This window comes from Acinetobacter tandoii (assembly GCF_008867985.1).
Classification (GTDB): Bacteria; Pseudomonadota; Gammaproteobacteria; order Pseudomonadales; family Moraxellaceae; genus Acinetobacter; species Acinetobacter tandoii.
On the sequence record NZ_VXLD01000021.1, the window covers coordinates 1 to 22,110 of the forward strand.

Annotated in this window: 24 protein-coding genes; 12 read left to right on the forward strand and 12 right to left on the reverse strand. The window is 38.0% G+C overall.

The features are described from left to right. Window positions 1-933 precede the first annotated feature (933 nt). Both F4W09_RS17360 and F4W09_RS16410 read left to right on the forward strand, forming a co-directional pair. On the forward strand, window positions 934-1,251 hold the full coding sequence (locus F4W09_RS17360; protein WP_228155312.1) for an invasion associated locus B family protein: 318 nt from the start codon (window positions 934-936) through the stop codon (window positions 1,249-1,251). Between the two features lie 379 nt (window positions 1,252-1,630). Further along, window positions 1,631-2,809: an MFS transporter gene (locus F4W09_RS16410; RefSeq protein ID WP_151505416.1), complete on the forward strand. Its 1,179-nt coding sequence runs from the start codon at window positions 1,631-1,633 to the stop codon at window positions 2,807-2,809. On the opposite strand, the gene F4W09_RS16415 is transcribed toward F4W09_RS16410, so the two are convergent. Both F4W09_RS16415 and F4W09_RS16420 read right to left on the reverse strand, forming a co-directional pair. Continuing rightward, window positions 2,799-4,289 carry an amidase gene (locus F4W09_RS16415; RefSeq protein WP_044737878.1) on the reverse strand — a complete coding sequence of 497 codons (1,491 nt, stop codon included), beginning with the start codon at window positions 4,287-4,289 and terminating at the stop codon, window positions 2,799-2,801. The two genes, F4W09_RS16410 and F4W09_RS16415, sit on opposite strands and share 11 nt — an antisense overlap. A 32-nt stretch (window positions 4,290-4,321) precedes the next feature. Next, window positions 4,322-5,752, reverse strand: coding sequence for a sensor domain-containing diguanylate cyclase (locus F4W09_RS16420; RefSeq protein WP_104442064.1), 1,431 nt, complete (start codon window positions 5,750-5,752; stop codon window positions 4,322-4,324). A gap of 254 nt (window positions 5,753-6,006) precedes the next feature. Here F4W09_RS16420 and F4W09_RS16425 point away from each other — a divergent pair, with 254 nt between their 5' ends. Next, window positions 6,007-6,486, forward strand: coding sequence for a hypothetical protein (locus tag F4W09_RS16425; RefSeq protein WP_151505417.1), 480 nt, complete (start codon window positions 6,007-6,009; stop codon window positions 6,484-6,486). 83 nt (window positions 6,487-6,569) lie between these two features. Here the strand turns inward: F4W09_RS16425 and accC are convergent, their stop codons facing one another. From accC to F4W09_RS16450, 5 genes are all read right to left on the reverse strand, one after another. Then, window positions 6,570-7,940, reverse strand: coding sequence for an acetyl-CoA carboxylase biotin carboxylase subunit (gene accC, locus F4W09_RS16430; RefSeq protein WP_100240878.1), 1,371 nt, complete (start codon window positions 7,938-7,940; stop codon window positions 6,570-6,572). Between the two features lie 17 nt (window positions 7,941-7,957). Beyond that, the gene (gene accB / locus F4W09_RS16435) at window positions 7,958-8,380 is read right to left on the reverse strand and encodes an acetyl-CoA carboxylase biotin carboxyl carrier protein (RefSeq protein ID WP_016167895.1); all 423 of its coding nucleotides are present in this window, start codon (window positions 8,378-8,380) and stop codon (window positions 7,958-7,960) included. A 22-nt stretch (window positions 8,381-8,402) separates the two neighbouring features. Then, window positions 8,403-8,852, reverse strand: coding sequence for a type II 3-dehydroquinate dehydratase (gene aroQ, locus F4W09_RS16440; protein WP_016167896.1), 450 nt, complete (start codon window positions 8,850-8,852; stop codon window positions 8,403-8,405). A 238-nt stretch (window positions 8,853-9,090) separates the two neighbouring features. Beyond that, window positions 9,091-10,419, reverse strand: a complete 1,329-nt coding sequence (locus F4W09_RS16445; protein WP_151505418.1) for a Y-family DNA polymerase — start codon at window positions 10,417-10,419, stop codon at window positions 9,091-9,093. A 9-nt stretch (window positions 10,420-10,428) separates the two neighbouring features. Further along, entirely contained in the window at window positions 10,429-11,025 is a 597-nt protein-coding gene (locus F4W09_RS16450) for a LexA family protein (protein WP_104442066.1), read from the reverse strand. Window positions 11,026-11,166: 141 nt separating this feature from the next. On the opposite strand from F4W09_RS16450, the gene F4W09_RS16455 reads away from it, so the two are divergent. After that, window positions 11,167-11,511: an immunity protein Imm33 domain-containing protein gene (locus tag F4W09_RS16455; RefSeq protein WP_151505419.1), complete on the forward strand. Its 345-nt coding sequence runs from the start codon at window positions 11,167-11,169 to the stop codon at window positions 11,509-11,511. A 255-nt stretch (window positions 11,512-11,766) separates the two neighbouring features. After that, a complete protein-coding gene (locus tag F4W09_RS16460) occupies window positions 11,767-12,243 on the forward strand; it encodes a winged helix-turn-helix transcriptional regulator (protein WP_044737872.1) in 477 nt (158 codons plus the stop codon). A gap of 25 nt (window positions 12,244-12,268) precedes the next feature. On the opposite strand, the gene F4W09_RS16465 is transcribed toward F4W09_RS16460, so the two are convergent. Genes F4W09_RS16465 through tusD form a run of 4 tightly spaced genes read right to left on the reverse strand, consistent with a single transcriptional unit; the run spans window position 12,269 to window position 13,664 of the window. Next, window positions 12,269-12,580: a TusE/DsrC/DsvC family sulfur relay protein gene (locus F4W09_RS16465; protein WP_044737871.1), complete on the reverse strand. Its 312-nt coding sequence runs from the start codon at window positions 12,578-12,580 to the stop codon at window positions 12,269-12,271. A gap of 19 nt (window positions 12,581-12,599) precedes the next feature. Continuing rightward, complete coding sequence (locus F4W09_RS16470) at window positions 12,600-12,884, reverse strand: DsrH/TusB family sulfur metabolism protein (RefSeq protein ID WP_016167902.1); 285 nt, start codon at window positions 12,882-12,884, stop codon at window positions 12,600-12,602. A gap of 16 nt (window positions 12,885-12,900) precedes the next feature. Next, window positions 12,901-13,251: a hypothetical protein gene (locus tag F4W09_RS16475; RefSeq protein ID WP_016167903.1), complete on the reverse strand. Its 351-nt coding sequence runs from the start codon at window positions 13,249-13,251 to the stop codon at window positions 12,901-12,903. Window positions 13,252-13,295: 44 nt separating this feature from the next. Further along, complete coding sequence (gene tusD, locus F4W09_RS16480; RefSeq protein ID WP_016167904.1) at window positions 13,296-13,664, reverse strand: sulfurtransferase complex subunit TusD; 369 nt, start codon at window positions 13,662-13,664, stop codon at window positions 13,296-13,298. Window positions 13,665-13,735: 71 nt separating this feature from the next. On the opposite strand from tusD, the gene galE reads away from it, so the two are divergent. From galE to F4W09_RS16500, 4 genes are all read left to right on the forward strand, one after another. After that, window positions 13,736-14,740: a UDP-glucose 4-epimerase GalE gene (gene galE, locus F4W09_RS16485; protein ID WP_151505420.1), complete on the forward strand. Its 1,005-nt coding sequence runs from the start codon at window positions 13,736-13,738 to the stop codon at window positions 14,738-14,740. A gap of 130 nt (window positions 14,741-14,870) precedes the next feature. Next, window positions 14,871-16,265, forward strand: a complete 1,395-nt coding sequence (gene fumC, locus F4W09_RS16490) for a class II fumarate hydratase (RefSeq protein WP_016167906.1) — start codon at window positions 14,871-14,873, stop codon at window positions 16,263-16,265. Window positions 16,266-16,355: 90 nt separating this feature from the next. Further along, complete coding sequence (locus F4W09_RS16495) at window positions 16,356-16,850, forward strand: hypothetical protein (RefSeq protein WP_151505421.1); 495 nt, start codon at window positions 16,356-16,358, stop codon at window positions 16,848-16,850. Between the two features lie 281 nt (window positions 16,851-17,131). Further along, the gene (locus F4W09_RS16500; protein WP_151505422.1) at window positions 17,132-17,734 is read left to right on the forward strand and encodes a nitroreductase family protein; all 603 of its coding nucleotides are present in this window, start codon (window positions 17,132-17,134) and stop codon (window positions 17,732-17,734) included. Between the two features lie 237 nt (window positions 17,735-17,971). Here F4W09_RS16500 and F4W09_RS16505 read toward each other — a convergent pair whose 3' ends face one another. After that, complete coding sequence (locus tag F4W09_RS16505; protein ID WP_151505423.1) at window positions 17,972-18,889, reverse strand: LysR family transcriptional regulator; 918 nt, start codon at window positions 18,887-18,889, stop codon at window positions 17,972-17,974. A 92-nt stretch (window positions 18,890-18,981) separates the two neighbouring features. Here F4W09_RS16505 and F4W09_RS16510 point away from each other — a divergent pair, with 92 nt between their 5' ends. From F4W09_RS16510 to F4W09_RS16520, 3 genes are read left to right on the forward strand one after another with little or no spacing between them, the layout of a single operon-like run. Next, window positions 18,982-20,220 carry an acyl-CoA dehydrogenase family protein gene (locus F4W09_RS16510; RefSeq protein WP_151505424.1) on the forward strand — a complete coding sequence of 413 codons (1,239 nt, stop codon included), beginning with the start codon at window positions 18,982-18,984 and terminating at the stop codon, window positions 20,218-20,220. Window positions 20,221-20,280: 60 nt separating this feature from the next. After that, the gene (locus F4W09_RS16515; protein ID WP_151505425.1) at window positions 20,281-21,402 is read left to right on the forward strand and encodes a phosphotransferase family protein; all 1,122 of its coding nucleotides are present in this window, start codon (window positions 20,281-20,283) and stop codon (window positions 21,400-21,402) included. Continuing rightward, complete coding sequence (locus F4W09_RS16520) at window positions 21,399-22,097, forward strand: histidine phosphatase family protein (RefSeq protein ID WP_044737862.1); 699 nt, start codon at window positions 21,399-21,401, stop codon at window positions 22,095-22,097. Before F4W09_RS16515 ends, F4W09_RS16520 begins: the two co-directional genes overlap by 4 nt. Window positions 22,098-22,110: the final 13 nt, after the last annotated feature.

Below are 22,110 nucleotides of genomic sequence, written 5' to 3' on the forward strand. Positions count from 1 at the left end.
ATTGAAAAATAGTTTGAAGCTTACTGGTTATTAATAAATTTGAAAACCACCTTGTATGTTTTTTTTGATAATTTTTTATTCATATTTTAATTTGTATTCTATTGATTAAAATATAAAAAATTTCTGAATGTGCAGTGCTAAATAATATAAAGTACAAATTTAATTTTTAGTGTAAACACATTAGTACTTCTAGGATTATCAGGAGGAAACATAGGCTGTTGATTTTAATTTTGATGAGCTTATGAGTAGAATTAATAGTTATATGTAAATAACTTAGCATTTTTAAAAAGATATAGATTGATGTGATGACGATAAATATTAATAAAGTCTTTATAGAAAGAGAGGGATTATTATTTTAAGAAACTCCTTAAGTTGTGTGTTAATAGGAAATACATTAATTTTTAAATTTACTTCATAGAGAATTTAGAAGTTTTATATTAATGTGATTAAGATCAATTAGCCACAATGTAGACAGCAAAATACTTGAAAATATAGCTTTTTTATTATTCTGTGTAGTCAAATTTTATAAGTTTGTATAATACAGACATCATAACAAGAGCAACTTGGGAGTACTTTGAGTAAAAAATGTGTAATAAACAACATATTTAGATTTATTTGTAAAAAAACACACTTATTTTTTAAAAATGATACATTAGGCAATAGATATCAAAAAAATGTTGATTATTATAGCTTTTTTAAATGTACTGGGGATTTCATTATGCGTAATTTTTTTTTATCTTTTTTATTATAAGCTCTATCATAGCTAGTAACACTAATGCATCTGAAGATCAAATTTCCAATTTAATTTTAAAAGTTAATGCTAAATCAAGTAACTATGTCGAAATGGACTTAATCGAGAATAAGTTGCTCGGGCGCGCTAGCTGGAAAATAAAATGTCAATACAAAGTATTTGAGGATATGAAAGCATGTGTTATGAGTAAAGGACCTATTTCCATTTTGCATGTTAATTATCAATACATTGTAAATATTGGTGAAAAACATTTAAAGGATAATCCAGTTTTTATTCATGTGGATAACAAAGGAATCCTTCAAGAGCGTGAAGGATTATTTAGAAATGGTTCAGAATTGATTAAGCAATTTAAAAGTGGAAATTATGCTTTTACACGATTCCAGAATAATAAAAAACAACTTATTGAGAACAAAATTTCGTTAGATGGTTTTACCGATGCATTTAATGATATGGAAGATCAATTTTCAAAACTAGGTAATGATAGAAATTATAGCTTCTAATTATGGCACACGGAGTATCGTTGAGTTATTGTATTTCAATAGATATTCCGTAAAAGTTCAATTTTGAATTATATCCAAAAATCACATAAATATTCTTTAACTCTTCAGGGTTTACCTGTTTTTTAGATGAGCTTGTTATTTGGGGAGTATCGAAGCGGATATAATTATTGGTTTAAGTGCTTTCTATCTTTGGTGACTGATACCTAAGATGATAAAATATAGCGAATTTTTTAAAGTATACAAATTTTGAAATAATTTTCTTAAAAAGATTTGTATACTATTTTGTATACCTTTTATCTCTTAACCAAGCATTGCAGGTACAAACGGATACAACTTTAAAAAGATTTAAGCTATTGTAAATACTAGAGAAAATGACCTGATGCTAACCCTTCCAATGACGACTAAACTAGGTGGTTTCTATCTTTTTTACTATTGTATTGTTGGAACATTTATGCCGTATTGGAGTCTTTATTTACAAGACCAAGGTTTTAATTTTCAGGAAATTGGTATTTTATCTTCTATTGCCATTATTACTCGTTTTTTTGCACCATTTATATGGGGATGGGTGGCTGATAAATCTGGCAAACGGATGTTATTAGTTAGAATAGCAACTTGGATGGAAGCTTGTATATGGTTCTTAATTTTTCTCATACCAAATAGTTTTCAATCGATTGCTTTGCTGATGTTGATTTTTAGTTTCTTCCAAAATGCAATTTTAGCGCAATTTGAGGGCGTTACATTATTCTGGTTGGGAGATAAAAGGGCCGAGTTATATGGCAAAGTTCGAAAATGGGGGTCTATCGGTTTTATCGCGGGTGTATTTTGTATAGGGGCATTATTAGAAATAATCCCGATCTCTATGCTACCCATTCTATTGCTGTGTATCTCATTTTTAGCTTTTCTATGGTCATTTACTATTTATGAACCTAAAAGTGCACCTAAATCACAGAAGAAACTTGAACCACTGTTACCTATTATAAGAAAACCAGTAGTCGCATCCTTTTTCATTATTGAATTTATTATGTTGCTATCACATGCACCTTTTTATAGTTTTTATAGTAATTATCTTAAACAGGTTGGTTATTCAACAACTGAAATTGGTTTTTTATGGGCAATTGGTGTTATAGCAGAAATTATTATGTTTGCTTTTGCTAATGTTTTTCTTAAGAAATTCTCGTGGCGTTTTTTGGTGAGTGTGTGTTTAATACTCACGGGTATTCGATGGTTAATCGTCGGCTTTTTCCCGAATATATTTTTGATGCAGTTGTTTGCTCAAACGATTCATGCTTTTAGTTTTGGTCTTTTTCATATGATTGCGATGCGCATTATCTTTGAAAATTTTATGTCTGGGCAGCAGGGACGTGGACAAGCTCTGTACAGTACAATGTGGGGATTAGGAGTTGCTTCAGGCAGTTTATTAGCGGGTAAGTACTGGACTGAAATTTCAGGTGAACATGTCTTTATAATTGCTGGACTTTCTGTATTTATGGGCTTAATTTTTGTTGCAGGATTGCCCAATAAAGTACAGAAAGACCATTTAGCTGAGCTTAAATCTTAATTTGACTATATTTTTTTTCCCAAGGTTGGGCCTGTTCCAATTGTTGTGCCAATTGTAAAAGTCGATCTTCTCGTCCGAATGGTGCAACAAATTGCGAGCCTAAAGGCAGTTGGTTGTTGTTCCAATAAAGTGGAACGGACATTGCGGGTAAGCCTGTAATGTTAGCCAATTGGGTGAATGGTACCCACTTCAGATTTTCTTTAATGATTTTTTCAATAAATTTTCCTTCAGCAAGTCGATGCGCTTGGCCTATTTTAAGAAGAGTTTTCAATAATTGTTTTTGCCATAGAGGTGTTTTAATTTCACCATTCTTGGGTGCGGTTGTTGCAGTTGATGGAATGAGATATAAATCATATTGTTCAAAAAAATGATTCATCTGTGCTGCATATTGGCCCCAATTATTAAGGTTATGAATATATTGTAATGCTGTTGTTGTTTCGCCAAATGCAGCCAAAGCTAATGAATCCAGTTCAAAATCATCATTTTGAATATTAAACAGAGATCGTGTTTCCTGAATGGTATAGGCAAACTGGCTAAACCAAGTGGTGATAAAGTCTTTCGCTAACGACATGCCATTGATAGGCGGTTGAGCCTCTACCACGATGTGTCCCAAAGATTCGAGTAACTTTGCAGTATGTAAAATGGCTGCTTCAGCCTCACTAGAAACTTTAGTTCCTATTGGAGATGTCACACTATAGGCAATTTTGAGCTGTTTTGGTGGGTGTTGAATAATCTCTAGGTAGCTTTGCTCTGGTGTTTTAATTGAAAAAAGAGAATGGAGTTCAGAGCCGTGTGTAGCATCTAGCATGGCTGCACTATCGCGTACCGATTTAGTTAACACATGTTGCATGGCTGCCCCATGCATAGCTTCACTTAAATGGGGTCCCCATGGTGTTCGGCCTCGACTTGGCTTTAGACCAAACAAGCCACAATAAGAAGCTGGAATGCGTATTGAGCCGCCACCGTCACCAGCACCTGCAAGAGGCACTATACTAGCGGCAACAGCAGAAGCAGACCCACCTGAAGAACCGCCACTATTGTGCTTTAAATTCCATGGATTGCGGCAGGCTCCCCAGGCTTCTGGCTCTGTAATGCCTTTTATTCCAAATTCAGGTGTATTGGTTCGACCAAACGTCACAATACCTGCTTTTTCCCAACGATTAACAATTTCAGAATTGGTTTGTGCAATATAATTTGCCCGTTTAAATGCTTTGCTACCAAAGGTACTCGGATAGCCTTTAAACTCTTGAAATAAATCTTTTACTAAAAAGGGAACGCCAGCAAAGGGACCTTGAAGAGATTGCTGAGAACGTTTTTGTGCGTAATCATGCATTGGAATGGTAATGGCATTGAGCTTGGGATTGACTTCTGCAGCCCTTAACAATGCTGTAAGTAATAATTCATGAGGATGAACTTCTTTTTTAGCAACCAGTTCAGCTAATCCTAAACCATCATACTGTTGATATTCCGAAAACTTCATTATTGTTTTACTCCAGATTTACTGTCTTATACTCATTTAGTTGAAATAATAATCTGATTTCTTCCTTGGGCTTTTGCACTATAAAGGGCTTGGTCTGCTTGAACAATCAGTTGTTGCAATGTTCCAGATAAAGGTAAGGCTTGATGTGCAATCCCAATGCTGATGGTCATCTGAATTTGAAACTGATTTTCAATATTTAGAATAGCGGTTTCGATGGTATGGTGAATGCGTTCAGCTAACTGAATTGTATCTTCGAGTGATGTATTCAACGTTAACACAGTAAATTCTTCACCGCCAATACGTGCGAATAAGTCATCAAAACTAATTTTTTGTTTTACTAATTTTGCGAACTGTTGTAAGACTAAATCGCCTACGTGATGGCCGTATCGGTCATTCATTTGCTTAAAGTGGTCAATATCTATCATGAGAATGCTTACAGATTTATTCTCGAGTTCTTGAATAAATAATTGACTTTGTTCCAGAAAATACCGTCGATTCAATGTATTTGTTAAACTGTCATGATTGGCATAGTCGAGAACTTGACGATAAAGTTTCTGACGATTTTGGCTGATTGCACACAGAATGAGAGGTGCAATTCCAAGCATACATAACCCAATACGAATAGATATGGTCGTACTTAAAAAAGCATTAGATGAAGATGATAAGTAAAAGTAGGTTAAGCTATGATAGGTCACTATGCAGACGACACTATTAATAAATGCAACAGAAAATAATCTATAACTTAGTGCTGCCCAAATTAAGGCTGCTAGGGGATAAAGTAATGAACCTGGGCCAAAAAATATGTGTGTGAAAGCGACTGAAATGATGATAGCGATAAAAGGCAGAATATCACTGGTTTTTAGTGGTTCAGTAAAGAGTTCAAAAATCCATTGTTGACTTTCTTTTCTTGTGGGGAATGTAAGAATTAAGGGGAGAAAAGTCACAAAGTTAAAAATTTCTCCTGTCCACCACATGCCAAATTCAGTCCAAAAACGTTCAGGAGACATAAAGCTGTTTGGTACGTGTGTGATCGTCTGAACTGCAAAAATAGCACTTAGCAGACAACCACCCAAAGTACACATGGCGAATAAATATAGAAAGCTTAAGCCCTTATTATAGTCACGATAATTTAGTTTTGTGAAATGAACCAGAATTAAAGGGATGGAGACACTAATTAAGTTCGATATAGTTAAATAAAGTGTAAGTTCAATTGAATTACCTGTAATCAAATCTGCAATAGCATAAGCGATAATGGCACCCAGCCAACCGCCAAAGTTATTGAGTTTTGGAAATCGTAAGAATAATCCTAATAACACAGGATTAGCAGGCCATAATAAGGCTAAAAAAGTGATTGGACGTGTAAATATACCAATTAAACAGCAAGCAAAAATGACGGTTGCGATTATTAAAAAAGCATAAGATTGTTGTTGAATTGAAGGAGTTATAAGTTGTCTGATTTGCATTTACAAATAATCATCCTTAATTTAAGCGTTATGATTTTCTACTAATTGAAGAAAATAAAAGTATACTCAATATTCGCTTTGATTTTAAAAGCTGTTGGAAATCATTCTATAGATTTCCAAGAAGAAAGTGCTAGTACTAGATGGTAAAAGCGCATCTTTTTATACAAATAGATTGTAGTGAAATGGTTATAAGTGATGGTTTTGCTTAAAAATATGATAACGTATTTGCAGGGATGCAATGGCTGATTAACTATATGAAAAAAGCATATCTTACAGTGGTCTTGATGTTATGTTCAGCAATGAGCATGGCAAATGAAAGTTCCACTGCAACGCAAAATGCTCAAGATGAGGCAGATCGTGGTGCCAATACAATTCGTATTATGACGCGACCTGAAATTGTAGGTTTGTGGGGGATGGAAATTCCTAACAATAAAAAATGTATTGAATACTATAATTTTAAAAGTAATAACGATGTATTCATTAAAAGTGGTCAAGAATGGTCTACGGGAATCTATGATTATCAGGCTTCGAAAGATACGGGTGCTCAACTTCCTGTATTAGTGTTACAGGTAAAATATGATAACAACGAAGCAGATTGCTCTGGATATAAACAAGACCAGTCTGGTGAAATTTCTCAGTATTTTGTGCAATGGAAAAATCCGACGACCATTAATTTCTGTAATAATGAAAAAGCCGTTCAATGTTTTGCAACATTGCGTCGTGTTTTGCCCTAAGAATATTTTGATGTAGACAAATAAGATCACATAAATTTAAAAAGCCAGTCTATTGACTGGCTTTTTTATAACGGGGGCAATAATTAAGAAGCAGCTTTCTCTGCTTGACCTTCAAGTTGCTTCAACAAATGCTTTTCTAGATAGTGAATATCCATCGCATGTTTGCAGAAGTTTTTGTCTTGTAGAATTAGATCTTTATGCAAAGGAATATTGGTTTTAATTCCAGTCAGGATCATTTCATCTAAGGCTTGACGCATACGAGCGATACATGTTTCACGATCTTTACCATGTGCAATGAGCTTGGCGATCATTGAGTCGTAGTAAGGCGGAATGCTATAACCCTGATAAATATGTGAGTCTAGGCGAATACCCGCACCACCTGGAGCATAGAAATGCTCGATTTTACCTGGAGATGGCATAAATGTAGAAGGATCTTCCGCATTAATACGACATTCCATAGCATGGCCTTTACATTCAACATCTTCTTGAGCAATTTCAAGTCCAAGACCTGCGGCAATACGTAATTGCTGCTCAATAATGTCGATCCCTGTAACCATTTCAGTAACAGGATGTTCAACTTGAACACGGGTGTTCATCTCGATAAAGAAGAATTCACCATCTTCAAATAAGAACTCAAATGTACCTGCACCGCGGTATTGCATCATCTTACATGCATTCACACATGCTTCTAAAATGTCTGCACGTGCTTGTTCTGGTAAGTTTGGTGCAGGCGCTTCTTCCAATACTTTTTGGTGGCGACGTTGTAAAGAACAGTCACGATCAAATAAGTGGATTGCATGACCATTACCATCACCCAGAACTTGGATTTCAACGTGACGTGGCTTTTGTAGGAAGCGTTCCATGTAAACCGTGTCATCACCAAACCACATTTCTGCGTCACGTTGAGCTGCTTGTACAGACTCAAGTAGTGTATCTACACGTTCTACAATACGCATACCACGACCGCCACCACCTGAAGCTGCTTTCACAATGAGTGGAAAGCCAATTTCTTTTGCTTCAGCAAGGGCATTTTGTGGTGTTACAGCATTCGCAGAACCAGGAACGGTAGGCACACCTGCTTTACGCATAGCGGTAATTGCAGATACTTTGTTCCCCATCAAGCGAATATGCTCAGGACGTGGACCAATAAAAATAAAACCAGAGGTTTCTACAATTTCAGCAAACTCAGCATTTTCAGATAAGAAGCCATAACCAGGGTGAATGGCATCTGCACCTGTAATTTCTGCAGCAGTAATAATTGCAGGAATATTTAAATAGCTCTCGCTACTCGCTCCTGGGCCAATGCAGACCGCTTCATCACAAAAACGTAAATGCATTAGGTCTTTGTCGGCATCAGAATAGATACCAACGGTTTTGATTCCTAAGGTTTTGCAAGCACGGGTGATACGTAAAGCGATTTCACCTCGGTTTGCAATTAGAACTTTTTGCAACATTGTAAGTCCCCGTGGTGTTATGCGCGATAGCGGAATAATGGTTGACCGAATTGGATCACTTCACCGTTTTTCACAAGAATTTCTTCAATCACGCCGCTTTGAGTCGCCTCAATCGGGTTCATGATTTTCATTGCTTCGATAATACCCAGTGTTTCGCCAGCAGTTACAGTTTGACCTACTTTAATGAATGGTGCTTCGCCTGGGCTTGGAGCAGCATAGAACACACCAACCATTGGTGAAGTTTCAACAGCACCACGTGGTGAAGATTTCGGTGCAGATGGAATTTCTGCTGATGGAGCTGGCATTGCTGCAATTCCTGCAGCAACGACTGGACTACGACGAGTCAATGCAATCGATTGATCACCTTCTTTAACTTCAATCGCTTGTAAGTCAGATTCAATCATCAAATCGATGAGTTTCTTGATTTTACGAATATCCATGAGACAGTATTCCTGATTATGATTACTTAGATGGTTGAATTTTTTCGAGGGCATAATCGAGTGCAGCAGCATAGCCTTTTGCACCCAAACCGCAAATTACACCCACGGCTTTATCGGAAAGATAAGAGTGATGTCTAAATGCTTCACGGGCATGAACATTCGACAAATGCACTTCAATAAACGGTATTGCCACGCCAAGAAGGGCATCACGCACTGCAACGGAAGTATGTGTCAAAGCTGCAGGGTTGATGATAATAAACTGTACGCCTTCTTGTTGCGCTTGGTGAATTCGGTCGACAATGGCACCTTCCCAATTACTTTGGAATGTATCGAGAGATGTTGATGCTTTTTGCGCTTGAGAGATGAGCTGCTGATTGATATCCTCTAGGGTGAGATGACCGTATACTTCAGGTTCTCGTTTTCCTAGTAAGTTTAAATTCGGTCCATGAATGACCAAAATGGTCGAACTCATTCAGCACGCTCCAATTTTAAGTTTGCAATAATGCTTTGCAAGATGTCTGCAAAGTTTGCTTATTATGGCATAATTTCCTACAAGTCTTTTGTTTTTTTCTTTGAATTGTTGTAGAAAGCAAGTACCAGAACTTGGGTCATATATTGCGAACTTTGCTGATAATTGGCAATGTTAAAAAATGACAAAATTTACGATATAACAGTTATTTTCTTTTAAAGCCTAAATTGACCAAAAAGCGTCATTTGCAAGGTTTTTGGCTGAATAGAGAATCATCAATGGTCAACATTTCATTCCAACATGTGGTGTAACGTGGCGAACGATGTAGCTGTTTCATCTTCCATGCCGTGCTGCTGGATTGATAACCAATCTGGATGCAGTCGGAACCATAACGATGTTTCATTTTGTACAAAGTTTTCATCAGTTCTTCGCGTTGTTGAATCAAGTGGATCGGTTGCCATAAGTCATCGATATGCTGGCTTTTTGGATGTAGCGCAGAAAGCATGACAGCAACTTTCACATATTTCTCATTTTCTTCAAATAAAACATCAATTTGCTGTAAGGCGGCCTTGTTTAAAACCAATAAATCATCACTGGCATACTCTAAGCCTATGGCATGTGAATGGCTCTTTTTATGGGGTGTCTTAGGCACTTTTTCATACAAAGAAACATGGATACAGGCGCAGAGTTGTTGTTGTTGCATCAGGCGTTTATGAACACGATTGACATGGAAAATCATTGCCTGTTTTATGATCTCTTTTTGTGACAGTGCTTTGGCAAAACTACGAGAGGAAAGAATGTTTTTTGCTGGTAATGTCGGATCATCTAATGCAATGCAGGACTGACCTTTTAGTTCACGAATTGTACGTGCAATCAGGACAGAAAACTCTTTACTGAGGTAATGTTCATTGGCAAAAGTTAAGTCAAAGCTATTATGAATTGCATAATGCTGTAATTTTTTACTGATTTTTCGTCCAATACCCCAAACTTCCTCTACAGGTGTTTCGAGCAGCAGTCCTTCAAGACTACATAAGTCCAATGTGGGCAAAAAACAGACCTGATTAAAGCTCTTTCGTTTCTTGGCAAAATGGTTTGCAAGTTTTGCCTGAGTTTTTGAATAACCAATTCCAATACAGCACGGTAAACCAAGCCATTGCGCAATTTTTTTCACAAGTTCTCGACAATATTGTTCGATATCGAAAAGTTGTGCGTAGCTCGTGAGCCGTATAAAGCATTCATCAATCGAGTAGGGTTCAAGATCATGATCATTAAAGTGCTCACCTAAAATCTCAAAAAAACGACGTGACATATCGGCATAAAGTGGATAGTTACTTGAAAGGACTTGTACACCAGCTTTTACCGCATCTCGTTCAATCTCATGCCAAGGTACTGCCATAGAAATATTCAGGGCCTTGGCTTCATTGCTACGTGAAATGACACAGCCATCGTTATTACTGAGCACGACTACAGGCTTATCATTCAATTTTGGGTTAAATACGCGTTCACAACTGACATAACAGTTGTTAATGTCGATCAGCGCGAATAATTCTTGATGATAAAGCTTGTCCATAATAGTCACTTATTTGAGCTTTTTTAAAATGCAGATAACAACACCCCAAATAGCAATATTTTCCTCACCACGCGGGTAGATGTCTGGATAGTCGGGGTTTTCTGCTTTTAGCCAAAACTTAAAACCATTATCTGCATGCTTATCTTGCATAAAGCGTTTAACCGTAAATTCGTTGTTAATGAGTGCTAATACAATATCGCCATGTTCTGCATTTAATTTACGGTCAATCAGAATTTGGTCTCCTGCATCAATCCCTGCATTTTTCATAGATAAAGAATTCACGCGTAAAACAAAAGTGCTGGCTGGGTTTTTAACCAAATACTTATTTAGGTCGATATAATCTTCTATGTAGTCTTGGGCGGGAGAAGGAAACCCTGCCGCGACAGATTCGAGTGGAGATGGAATTGCCAATTCAGTTTGTAAATGAATTGGGTTCAGTTGAATATTATTTTGACGGTCATCTTCAGGTACAGGTTTCAGCCATTCTTTAATAGCCATGACTTTAGACTCAGGAACACGCATGACAACCGTTTTTTCAGTGTATTGTGATTTACGTCCTGCATTCGCACGTTTGCCACCATGAGAGGCTTTGTTTGATTCGCTCATAATCCACCTTGATAAAGTTACAAAATCAAGATTAACAGAAAAATACAACCTGCGACAGTATATTTTGTGTGGGGATGACTTGAGACAAATGGCGCTTGGTTCTAAACTGCGGAACATCAATCATTACATTTGGTATCCACAATGGATATGGATTTAATCACTGAACAAAAACTGGTATGTGAAGAATATGGCTCAAAGTATATTGCAGTGCATGAAAATGATGTGATTGCCGTTGCAGTCGCATCTTTAAATCAAGAACCAATTGTGGGCATTCGTAACAAGCCAGAAGCAGGGGAGGATGTCACATGGTTTATTTATGCAGGCGAACATGACGACAGTGAAGATTTCTTCCAAACGGTGTCCGTCAAAGAGCTGGATAAACTGTTGCCAGAAGTTCTGCCATATTTGGCATTGGAGCATGGCTACCGCTTTATGATTGATCGTGAAGAATATGAAGATGTCTGGAAAGACGGGGATGAAGTTTAAGCAAATTGCTTAAATTTGTCTGGAAATGACATGAAAATGACGGGAAATGATACGTAAAATACGATCACAATAGCTGTGTTAAAAGGGTGAGTGCCCGTTAACCAGCAACTACTTCCCTAGTTGTTGTTTGTACCTCTTAATAGCCATGTGAATAACATGGCTTTTTTTATTGCTGCTATAGATTCAGACCGCAATATTGTCAAAATTGCCACAATCCGATACTTTTGAAAAAGAACAGTTGGAATAACGAAATCTATGAAATGGGATGAAATTGGCGAGCAACCATGTTCGATTGCACGAGCCTTATCGATCATTGGAGATCGATGGACATTATTGGTTCTACGTAATGCGTTTATGGGTATGCGCCGTTTTGATGATTTTCAACAGCAATTGGGGGTCACCCGGCATGTCTTGGCTGACCGTTTAAAGCGTTTGGTTGACCATCAAATTTTAGAAAAAAGACCTTATACTGAGCGACAGCAACGTTTCGAGTATTGTTTAACCGAAAAAGGTCTGGAGCTTTATCCTGTACTGATGAGTATGGTGACGTGGGCTGATAAATGGATGGATGATGGTACAGGTAAGCCTATGCAGCTTATGCATAAACAATGCGGTAAAGTCTTTACTGCGATTACCGTGTGTTCTGAGTGCGGAGAGCCTCTGCATGCTCGTCAGGTTAAACCTCTATTTCGTCACCATCCATTTCATGCTGAAGCTCGACCTGCTGTGTAGATACAACAGGCTTAAGCTTTCGTTTTTATAAACAATTGGCTGGTTTGGGAACACCTGCGAGGCGACTTAAATGTCGGGCAACAAGACCTGTGTTAAATTTCTCTTGCAGCATGGCATTGTTAATATCTGGGCTAACGCTTTTCATTAAAAATTTAATGAGCGGACGGGTTGCAGGTGAATGCCCAAATTGCTGGTAAAATTGACGTACAGCATGCAGAATATTTAAATGCCAGTCGGTTAATTCAAGCTCAAGACTATTTGCAAGCTCTTGAGCGACTTCAGGTGTCCAGATGGTGTAATCGACCAAATGACCATCTTGATCGAGTTCTAGATTCATCATGATATTTCCAAACCTATTATTTAATGGTCATACAGCGTGTATGTGCTAAGCAAATGTCGGCAAATTCAGAATAAGAAATTACTTTTAATTGTGCTGGTTCAGGATGGCTTAATAAAGAAGCATCTGTATCGAGGACGTACAACTGTAAAATCGGAGCTAAAGCTGCATGATGAGCATGAAGTACAGCATCACCCATTAACACAACGCTATCACTGCTATGTAACAGCGATTGTAATTGAGTGAGTTTAGCCTCTGCGGATGAATAATCTGATTGAATTAAATAAAGTGTAGCTGTTAGCATAAAAAATATTCATCCGTTACCAATATAAAACGTGATCAAAAGTTTGTAAAAACTCAGTATTTAGCTCAACAAACTCAATTTCTTGTTGGGACTGAACCACAAAAGGGTGGTCTTGATTCACACTTTCGACCAAAACTGGGGTGAGGTCGTAAAATTCAAAGCTATCAACCATATTAGATGCCAGTTTAAAGGCATGTTTGACGCTGTCAAACTGTTGTTCCGCTTGTAATAGACTGAGCGCGGCGTTCACGAGTAAAACCTTGACTTCACAGCCGAATGTCGCTAAAACCATAGTCGCAGCAAGGCTTTCATGCACGTGTAAGCTGGTTAGGTTGGCTTGGGTTAAGATCACGAGTACAGTTTTCACACAATTTACCTTTTAAATGCAACAAATTCGCCAAAAATAACCACTTAAAATTGAATTAGACGTTCAGTGGATTGTACGGCATCGGCAAGTTCACCTAAACCGACCAATTCAAAGCCATGCGCTAAGTTATGTTGGTCAATATTGTGTCTTTTTGCATTTTCTTCATCTGTGATACCCCTTGCCAAAGCTGCACTTACACAAACAGGTAAGCGAATGCCAAGTTTCTGCCACTCTGTCGTGAGGTTTCGTTGGTCATCGGGCACCCATTGCAGGGCGTTGGCTACGGAAACTCCGTCTTGATAAAAGAAAACACGGAATGCTTCTTGCTGTGTATGTAACGCTTGCGCAAGCCCGAGTGCATGCCAAGCATGAATAGATGTAGGAGCAGAGGTAATTAACAGTAATGTACTCATGGAATTCACTTAAAGGCTGTACCAATCGAAACTTGGAACGTCCAGACTTCATAAGAAAAAGGTAGTATACAATGATTTTAGTAACTGGTGGATTAGGCTTTATAGGCTCGCATGTCGCTCTTAGCTTAATGGCTCAGGGGCAGGAAGTCATTATTGTAGATAATTTGTCCAATGCCAATCTACAGACCTTGGAAAGATTGGAGTACATCTCTGGGATGTATGTTCCATTTGCAAAGCTGGATATTCGCAACACACCTGCTTTGAATAAGGTCTTTGAGCAATATACAGTCAATGCTGTTGTTCATACGGCTGGATTCAAATCTTTGCAAGAGTCGGTTTTAAAGCCGCTTGAGTATTACAATGACAATGTCAGTAGTATTATGAGTTTAATGCGTGCCATGCAACGAACGGGTGTGCGACATTTGGTTCATTTGTCGAGTTTGGCAGTATATGGTGAATCGAGTCTGGATCTGAAAGAAGATATGCCATTTAACTATGCATACCCTAATCCGTATATTAAGTCTCAACAAATGATTGAAGAAATCATACGTGACACCTTTAAGACTGATGAGGAATGGAATATTGCCATTCTAAGACTAGGTAATGTAGTCGGTGCATTTGAACATGGTGTTCTAGGTGAGTTTGTACAGCCATTGCCGAAAAATATTGTGCCGTTAGCCATGCAAGTTGCTGCTCGACAGCGCGAATATATTGATTTACATAAACAGGCAAAAACTGCAGATGGTACTGTAGAGCGTGGATTTGTACATGTTTTGGATAGTTGTGATGCGGTTATTGCCGCTCTGAAATGGCTATATACTCAACAGCATACTTGTGAAGCGTTTAATATCACAGGTGAAAATTATTCGATTCAAAGTTTATTGCAACAGATTGCCCAAGTAACAGGGGCTGAAATCAAGACCATGAAAACCAACTACTTGATTAGTCAAGAGTTAGATCAGGTTGGAGCAAATACAGAGAAAGCCGAACGACTTTTAGGCTGGAAAGCAAAACGTAGTTTGACTCAGATGTTGGAAGATGAGTGGCGTTTTTACCAGAATACGCTACGCACCTAAATGAATCAAAGCTAGAGTAAACGATAACTATTATCGTTTACTCAATCGTATCATTACATTAAAATAACAACACTATTCAACCTGAATAAGTAAAAAAGATCATAGATAGATAAAGAAGATAGAGGTAAACATGTATACACGTATTGAACATGACACCATGGGTGAAGTTGAAGTTCCCGCAGATGCAATGTGGGGGGCGCAGACTCAACGGAGTTTGCAGAACTTTAAAATTGGTGGCGAGCGTTTACCTCGACCAATGATTCGAGCGATGGGGCTTGTAAAAAAAGCTGCTGCATTGACCAATTCTGATTTGAATCAAATTCCACAAGAATTAGCACACTATATCGTCGATGCAGCAGAAGAAGTGATTCAGGGACAGTGGGACAGCCAATTTCCACTGGTCGTTTGGCAAACTGGTTCGGGTACGCAAAGTAACATGAACTGCAATGAAGTGATTGCCAATATCGCCAATCAGAAATTAGGTAATCCTCTCGGTGCACAAAAACCTGTACATCCAAATGACCATGTAAACCGTGCACAATCAACCAATGATTCATTCCCAACCGCAATACATGTTGCAGCGAGTCTGCAAATTAATGAACTATTGATTCCCGCAGTAACACAATTGCGAAACACCTTAGATGCTAAAGCACAAGAATTTCATGATATTGTGAAAATTGGACGTACTCATTTACAAGATGCAACGCCGTTAACTTTGGGGCAAGAGTTTAGTGGTTATGTATCCCAACTAGATCATGGTTTAAAACGTCTACATCAGGCATTGTCAGGCTTATATGAGTTGCCTTTAGGGGGAACGGCTGTTGGAACGGGGTTAAATGCTCATCCTGATTATGCGGAAAAAGCAGCTGAGCAACTATCTCAGCTTACGGGACTTCCTTTTGTTACAGCGCCAAATAAATTTGAAGCACTTGCTGGGCGTGATGCAGCGGTGTTTGCATCAGGCGCATTAAAAACACTGGCAGCAAGTCTGAATAAAATTGCGAATGATATTCGTTGGTTGGCCAGTGGCCCACGTTGCGGTTTTGGTGAAATTCGTATTCCAGAAAATGAACCAGGTTCAAGTATCATGCCTGGTAAAGTGAATCCAACCCAAAGCGAAGCTATGACCATGGTGGTTGCACAGGTCTTGGGCAATGATACAACGATTAACGTTGCAGGTGCTTCAGGTAATTTTGAACTGAATGTATTTATGCCTGTGATTGCATATAACTTATTGCAATCTATTCAATTGTTGGGTGATGCATGTAATAGCTTTAATGAGCATTGTGCGGTCGGAATTGAGCCAAACCGAGAGAAAATTGATTATTTCCTACATAATTCATTAATGTTAGTAACGGCATTGAACCCTGTAATTGGTTATGAGAACGCAGCAAAAGTGGCTAAAACCGCTTATAAAGAAGGTAAAACCCTTAAGCAGGTGGCAGTTGAGCTGCAATTGGTGACAGAAGAGCAATTTGATGCAGTGGTTCGACCAGAAAATATGGTTTCGCCGAACGTAAAATAAGCTTCTGTAAATCGAAATGAGATCAGCGGTTTTTATCTGTTGAATAAGTGCGTACAATACGCATTAGATTTTTACCGCTGATGATGACCTATGCTAGATATTTATTTGACAGATGTTCAGAAACGTATTCAATTTAAGGATTACCCAGGTGAGCATCCTGTTAAATTTATTCTAAATTTTAAAAAGATTTTTCCAAGTGTGATGGAGCTGTTACTTCCAGTATTGCCTGAAAATGAAAATTTAGAGGAAATGACATGGGAGTCAAACACTGAGGATTTTGAACTATTTAAGTTGCTTTTAAGTGGTTGGGGTGTGATTGAACTACGTTTGACAGCCTTGGCAAAATTTAAGGATAAAAAATTTGCGGATGAATTAGTTAAGCGTGCACAACAAAAGCGCAAAACTGATGCCCAAAAGCATGCAAAATTAAAAACAGTAGAACTCGATTATCTATTCATGCACGAAATTCATGCTTTGATTGACGCTGAATTAGTTGAGCTAGGTGAGAAGTTCTATTTACCAACATTAAGAGAAATCTGGAAAGCCCACCTTCCAAATAATGTATTGCAAGCGAACCTAGCTTAAGATTTATTAAAACCCCTGATTTAAAACAAGAAACCATTTGGCATTAACGGCTAAATGGTTTTTTATTCGCTAAATGATTTGATAGGCTCATAAATTTGAGCTTTATTCTAAATATCGTATAAGTGTCTCTTAAGACTATTTTTACCAAATATAAAAAATATAGATATGTTTTTTATTAATATTTATAAGAAATTTGGAATTGATTTTGCATAATATTCAATATTAGCAAACCATATGCTAAGAATTCTCCTTTTATTAAACCATCATTCAAGGCATGCAACATGGCAAATGAATTCCTGAACTTAATTGAACAACGCCGTACCATTTATGCATTGGCAAAAAATGTAGAACAAACACCTGAATATTTAACGGATTTAATTCAGCGAACGATTCGCGAAAGTCCATCTTCATTTAATTCACAGTCTTCACGCGCCGTAATTTTATTTAATGCAGAGCATGAAAAGTTTTGGAATTTTGTGAAAAAAGAACTACAGACTTACGCAACTGATGAAGTAGCAGCAGCTAAAACCGCGGCTAAAATGGATAGTTTTGCCGCAGGATTGGGCACAATTCTATTTTTTGAAGACATGAGCGTGGTAGAAGATTTACAAACTCGTTTTGCCTTGTATGCAGAAAACTTCCCAATCTGGGCAGAGCATTCCACTGCTATGGCTCAATTTGCAACATGGACAGCGTTGCATACAGAAGGGCTAGGGGCTTCTTTACAGCATTACAATCCAATTGTAGATGAGCAAGTCCATAATGAATGGGACATTCCTAAAAATTGGAAACTACGTGCTCAACTTGTATTTGGTTCAATAGAGGCAGAAGCTAAAGAAAAAACATATATTGAAAATGCCGAACGATTTAAAGTTTTCCAATAAATCTAGATTCGAATGAGAAAATAAGTTTTATGATTTCTTCTTTTAAGTGGTATAGGTTCTAATCAATAAATTAAATAGATTTGGATAGATGGAAATAGATCTTGATTAAATTATTAAGTGATGAATCTTTCAGTTCAAATGGTTTGCAATGCAAACCATTTTTTTATTTAGTGTCGATATAAGCCAATTTAGAGAAGATAAATAGCCTAAGCGTTTTATATGTATCCCCTAAATAGCCTAAGTAAAAATATAATTAATTTGCTCTCTCAAAAAAGCATGCCTTAAATTTTCATTTAAATCTTTATGCCAAAACATACCCATCTTCATATAAGGTAATTCAGCAGGGGCAGAAAAAATATTCAAGGATGAGCCGACTTGTAAGTGAGACAAAATTGTCTCTGGTAGAGTTAAAATCGCTTGATCATTTTGTTCTAATATTTGGAGAGCAGTAGAGTAGTTCTGGCAACGTAATAAAATGTTCCGATTCAATTGTTGACGTTGAAAATATATATCTTCTAATAATAACCCTGTACGGCGGGAAGATACGCCAATATGTGGAGAAGAAAAATAATGCTTTTCGCTCATTTGAGCTTGTTGTGTACAGACAACGAAACGGTCATTTACCAGTGCTTGAAATTGAATTTTCTCTCCAAAATTTTGTTCTAAATCCATTACAAAATCAATTTGCTGTGCGGCCAAATCCGCAACAACAGTTTTACGATCTAGTTTAAAACTTGTAAATTGAATCTCTAAATTGAGTTGCTGGAAGTGTTGAAAAAGTCGTGGGAAAATAATCGGTTCAATTTCATCATGGACAGCAATTTTAAGTGTTTTAATCATGATGGGTTCAAAGCTTTGTTTCTGAAGTGAAACACTTTGAATAGTATGCAAAGCTTTTTTGATGATGGGATAAGATTGTTCTGCAAACGGCGTAGGTAGCATCTTATGACCAGCGCGAATGAATAAATCATCTTGCAGTTGTAAGCGTAAACGTTGTAAGGCATGGCTAGCAGCAGATTGTGTAATATTGAGTATATGTGCAGATTTTGAAATACTTTTTAGCTCATAAATAGCAATAAAAAGAGGATAAAGATTGATATCGATACGGTAGAACGTCGCTAAATCCATGTCTACGTTATTATGAATATTGCTCATAGTATTAGATTAAATAAAATCATTTCATTCATACTAATTTTCAAGCTAATGTACTGTAAAGCGAAAATATACAAAATTCACAGGATAAACCTATGTTTGAACTCTCAGCACGTGCCAAAGACTATATAGAACGCACAAAAACATTTATTACAAATGAAATTGAGCCAATAGAAACTGAGTTTTGGAATGAAGTACATCGCTTAAATCCAAGTGGGGATTGGACTCAGTGGCAATGGCCAGCGCAATTAGAACAATTAAAAGCTAAAGCTCAAGCCGCAGGTTTATGGAATATGTTCTTACCCGATCCAATATTGGGTGTAGGGCTTTCCGTACAAGAATATGCGCATATTGCAGAGTTAACAGGTCGTAGCTTAATTGCCCCAACCGTATTTAACTGTAATGCCCCAGACAGCGGCAATATGGAAGTGTTATGGCGTTATGGTAGTGATCAACAAAAACAGCAATGGTTAACGCCATTATTGGAAGGAAAAATTCGTTCAGTATTTTGTATGACGGAACCCGCAGTTGCTTCGAGTGATGCAACCAACATGCAGGCAACTGCTGTGGTTGAAGGTGATGAAATTGTCTTGAATGGACGTAAATGGTGGTCATCAGGTTTAGGTGATCCAAATGCCAAAATTATTATTTTTATGGCGCATACGCCTGATGAAACTAAAGATCGTCATCATCAACATTCGATGGTTCTTGTACCGATTGATTCAGCAGGTGTAACCATCGAACGGATGTTACCCGTATTTGGGGATTATGATGCACCACATGGCCATGGCGAAATTAGCTTCAATAATGTGCGTGTTCCTGTATCCAACTTTATTGGTGGTGCAGGTCAAGGCTTTGAAATCGCACAAGGTCGTTTAGGACCTGGTCGTATTCACCACTGTATGCGCTGTATAGGAGCAGCGGAAAAATCATTAGAACTGATGATTGACCGTGGAATGAGTCGAACTGCATTTGGAAAAGAAATTCTGAAATTGGGTGGCAACTTAGAGCGTGTTGCAGAAGCTCGAGTTGCCATTGATCAAGCACGTTTACTGACTTTGTATGCTGCATACAAAATGGATACTTTAGGCAATATGGCCGCCTTAACTGAAATTTCAGCCATTAAAGTGGTTGCACCAAGTATGTTGGAAAAAGTGGTGGATATGGCAATACAAATTCACGGTGGTGCAGGTGTTTCTCGAGACACACCATTAACAGGATTCTTTGCTCAAGCACGCAGTTTGCGATTAGCCGATGGCCCTGATGAAGTACATAAAGGGATGATTGCCAAACTTGAACTGAAAAAACGTGGATACGGCGCGCGTAAAAAATAAAGCTGTGGTAAAACTAAGTTAAGTAAAACATTCATATTCTAAGAATCAGGGATAACGGGTATGTCGGTAATTGATGTAGGTGGCAATGTACGTGAAGGTGAAGAACTGGATGTACAGGCTGTAGAAGATTGGCTCAAGTCACAAGGTGTTGTATTAGAAGGACAAGTTGAAGTCACACAATACTCGGGTGGCGCTTCAAATTGGACGTATCGACTCAAATATGACAACACTGATCTGATTCTGCGTCGTCCACCGAAAGGTACTAAAGCAAAATCTGCCCATGATATGGCTCGTGAATATACGGTGCAGAAAAATCTGGCTCCGTTTTATCCTGTATTACCTGAGATGATCGGGCTTTGTCAGGATGAGTCTGTATTGGGTTGTGACTTTTATGTCATGAAACGGATTGCGGGTATTATTCCACGCGCAAAACTTCCACCAGAATTACATTTTTCTGAAGCGCAAGTGCATCAGTTATGTGTAAATGTGATTGATAAACTCATCGAATTGCACCAAGTACCCTACCAAGGCACAGAACTGGAAAAGTTGGGCAAAGGTGAAGGTTATTGCCGTAGACAAGTCGAAGGTTGGGATCAGCGTTTTGAAAAAGCACACACGGTCAATGTTCCGACCTTCAAGTTTGTGCGTAAATGGCTTTTAGATAATATCCCAGAGGATTCGGCAACCTGTTTGATCCATAATGATTGGCGTTTTGATAATGTAATTCTAAATCCAGAAGATCCGACACAAGTGATTGGGGTTTTGGATTGGGAAATGGCAACGCTTGGTGATCCGCTCATGGATTTGGGTTCAGCATTGGCATACTGGGTAGAAGAAACTGACAGTAAAATTTTTAAAGCGACACGACGCCAACCAACTAACATGAAAGGCATGTTTACCCGAAAGCAAGTCGTAGAATATTACCTAGAGAAAACAGGATTACAGCCTAAAAACTGGACCTTTTACGAGGTGTTTGGCATCTTCCGTCTAGCAGTTATCGCGCAGCAAATTTACTATCGCTATTTCCATAAGCAAACTAACAATCCAGCCTTTAAAGATTTTTGGGTGATCATTCATGCTCTGCATATCCGAGCGTTGAAACTGATTGGTATTCAAAAACTCGAGGCCAATGAAATTGCACATAAATATATGGAAAAATTTAAGGAAATTTTAGAAAAATGACCACCATTTATTTGATTCGTCATGGGCAGGCATCTTTCGGTGCCGAGAGTTATGACAAACTTTCGGAGAAAGGTGAATTACAAGCGCAACGATTAGGTCAATATTTCAAAAATATTTTAAAAGAATCACCGTATGTGGTGGCGGGGTCAATGCATCGCCATCAGCAAACGGCGCAATTGGCTTTGGCGGAATGTTTTCCTCATAGCCAAGTCGTGACAGATTCACAATGGAATGAATTCAATCATCAACAAGTTTTTGCTCAGTATGAGCCAAGATTCAATGAGCCACATTTGTTGAAATCAGATGTCGCGCAGCATGTAAACCCACGTGCCTATCTGGCAAAAATATTTGAAGGGGCAATAAAGCGCTGGACAGGTGGTGAATATCATCATGAATATGAAGAGTCATGGCCGATATTTAAAGACCGAGTCGAAACAGCTTTGCAAGATTTGTGTAATGAGTTAGCACAAACTAAGCCACGCTATGCAGTTGTATTTACTTCTGGCGGTGTAATTTCTGTAGCGGCAGGAAAGATTCTAGAACTGAACCCCAATCGAACTTTTGCGCTGAATTGGGCGATTACTAATACCAGCATGACCACTTTGCGTTTAGTTGGAAATGAACCGCAATTACTCAGTTTAAATGAGCATCATTTTATTAAAGCGGATGACTCAGAACTTTTAACATGGATATAACAAGGATTTCACC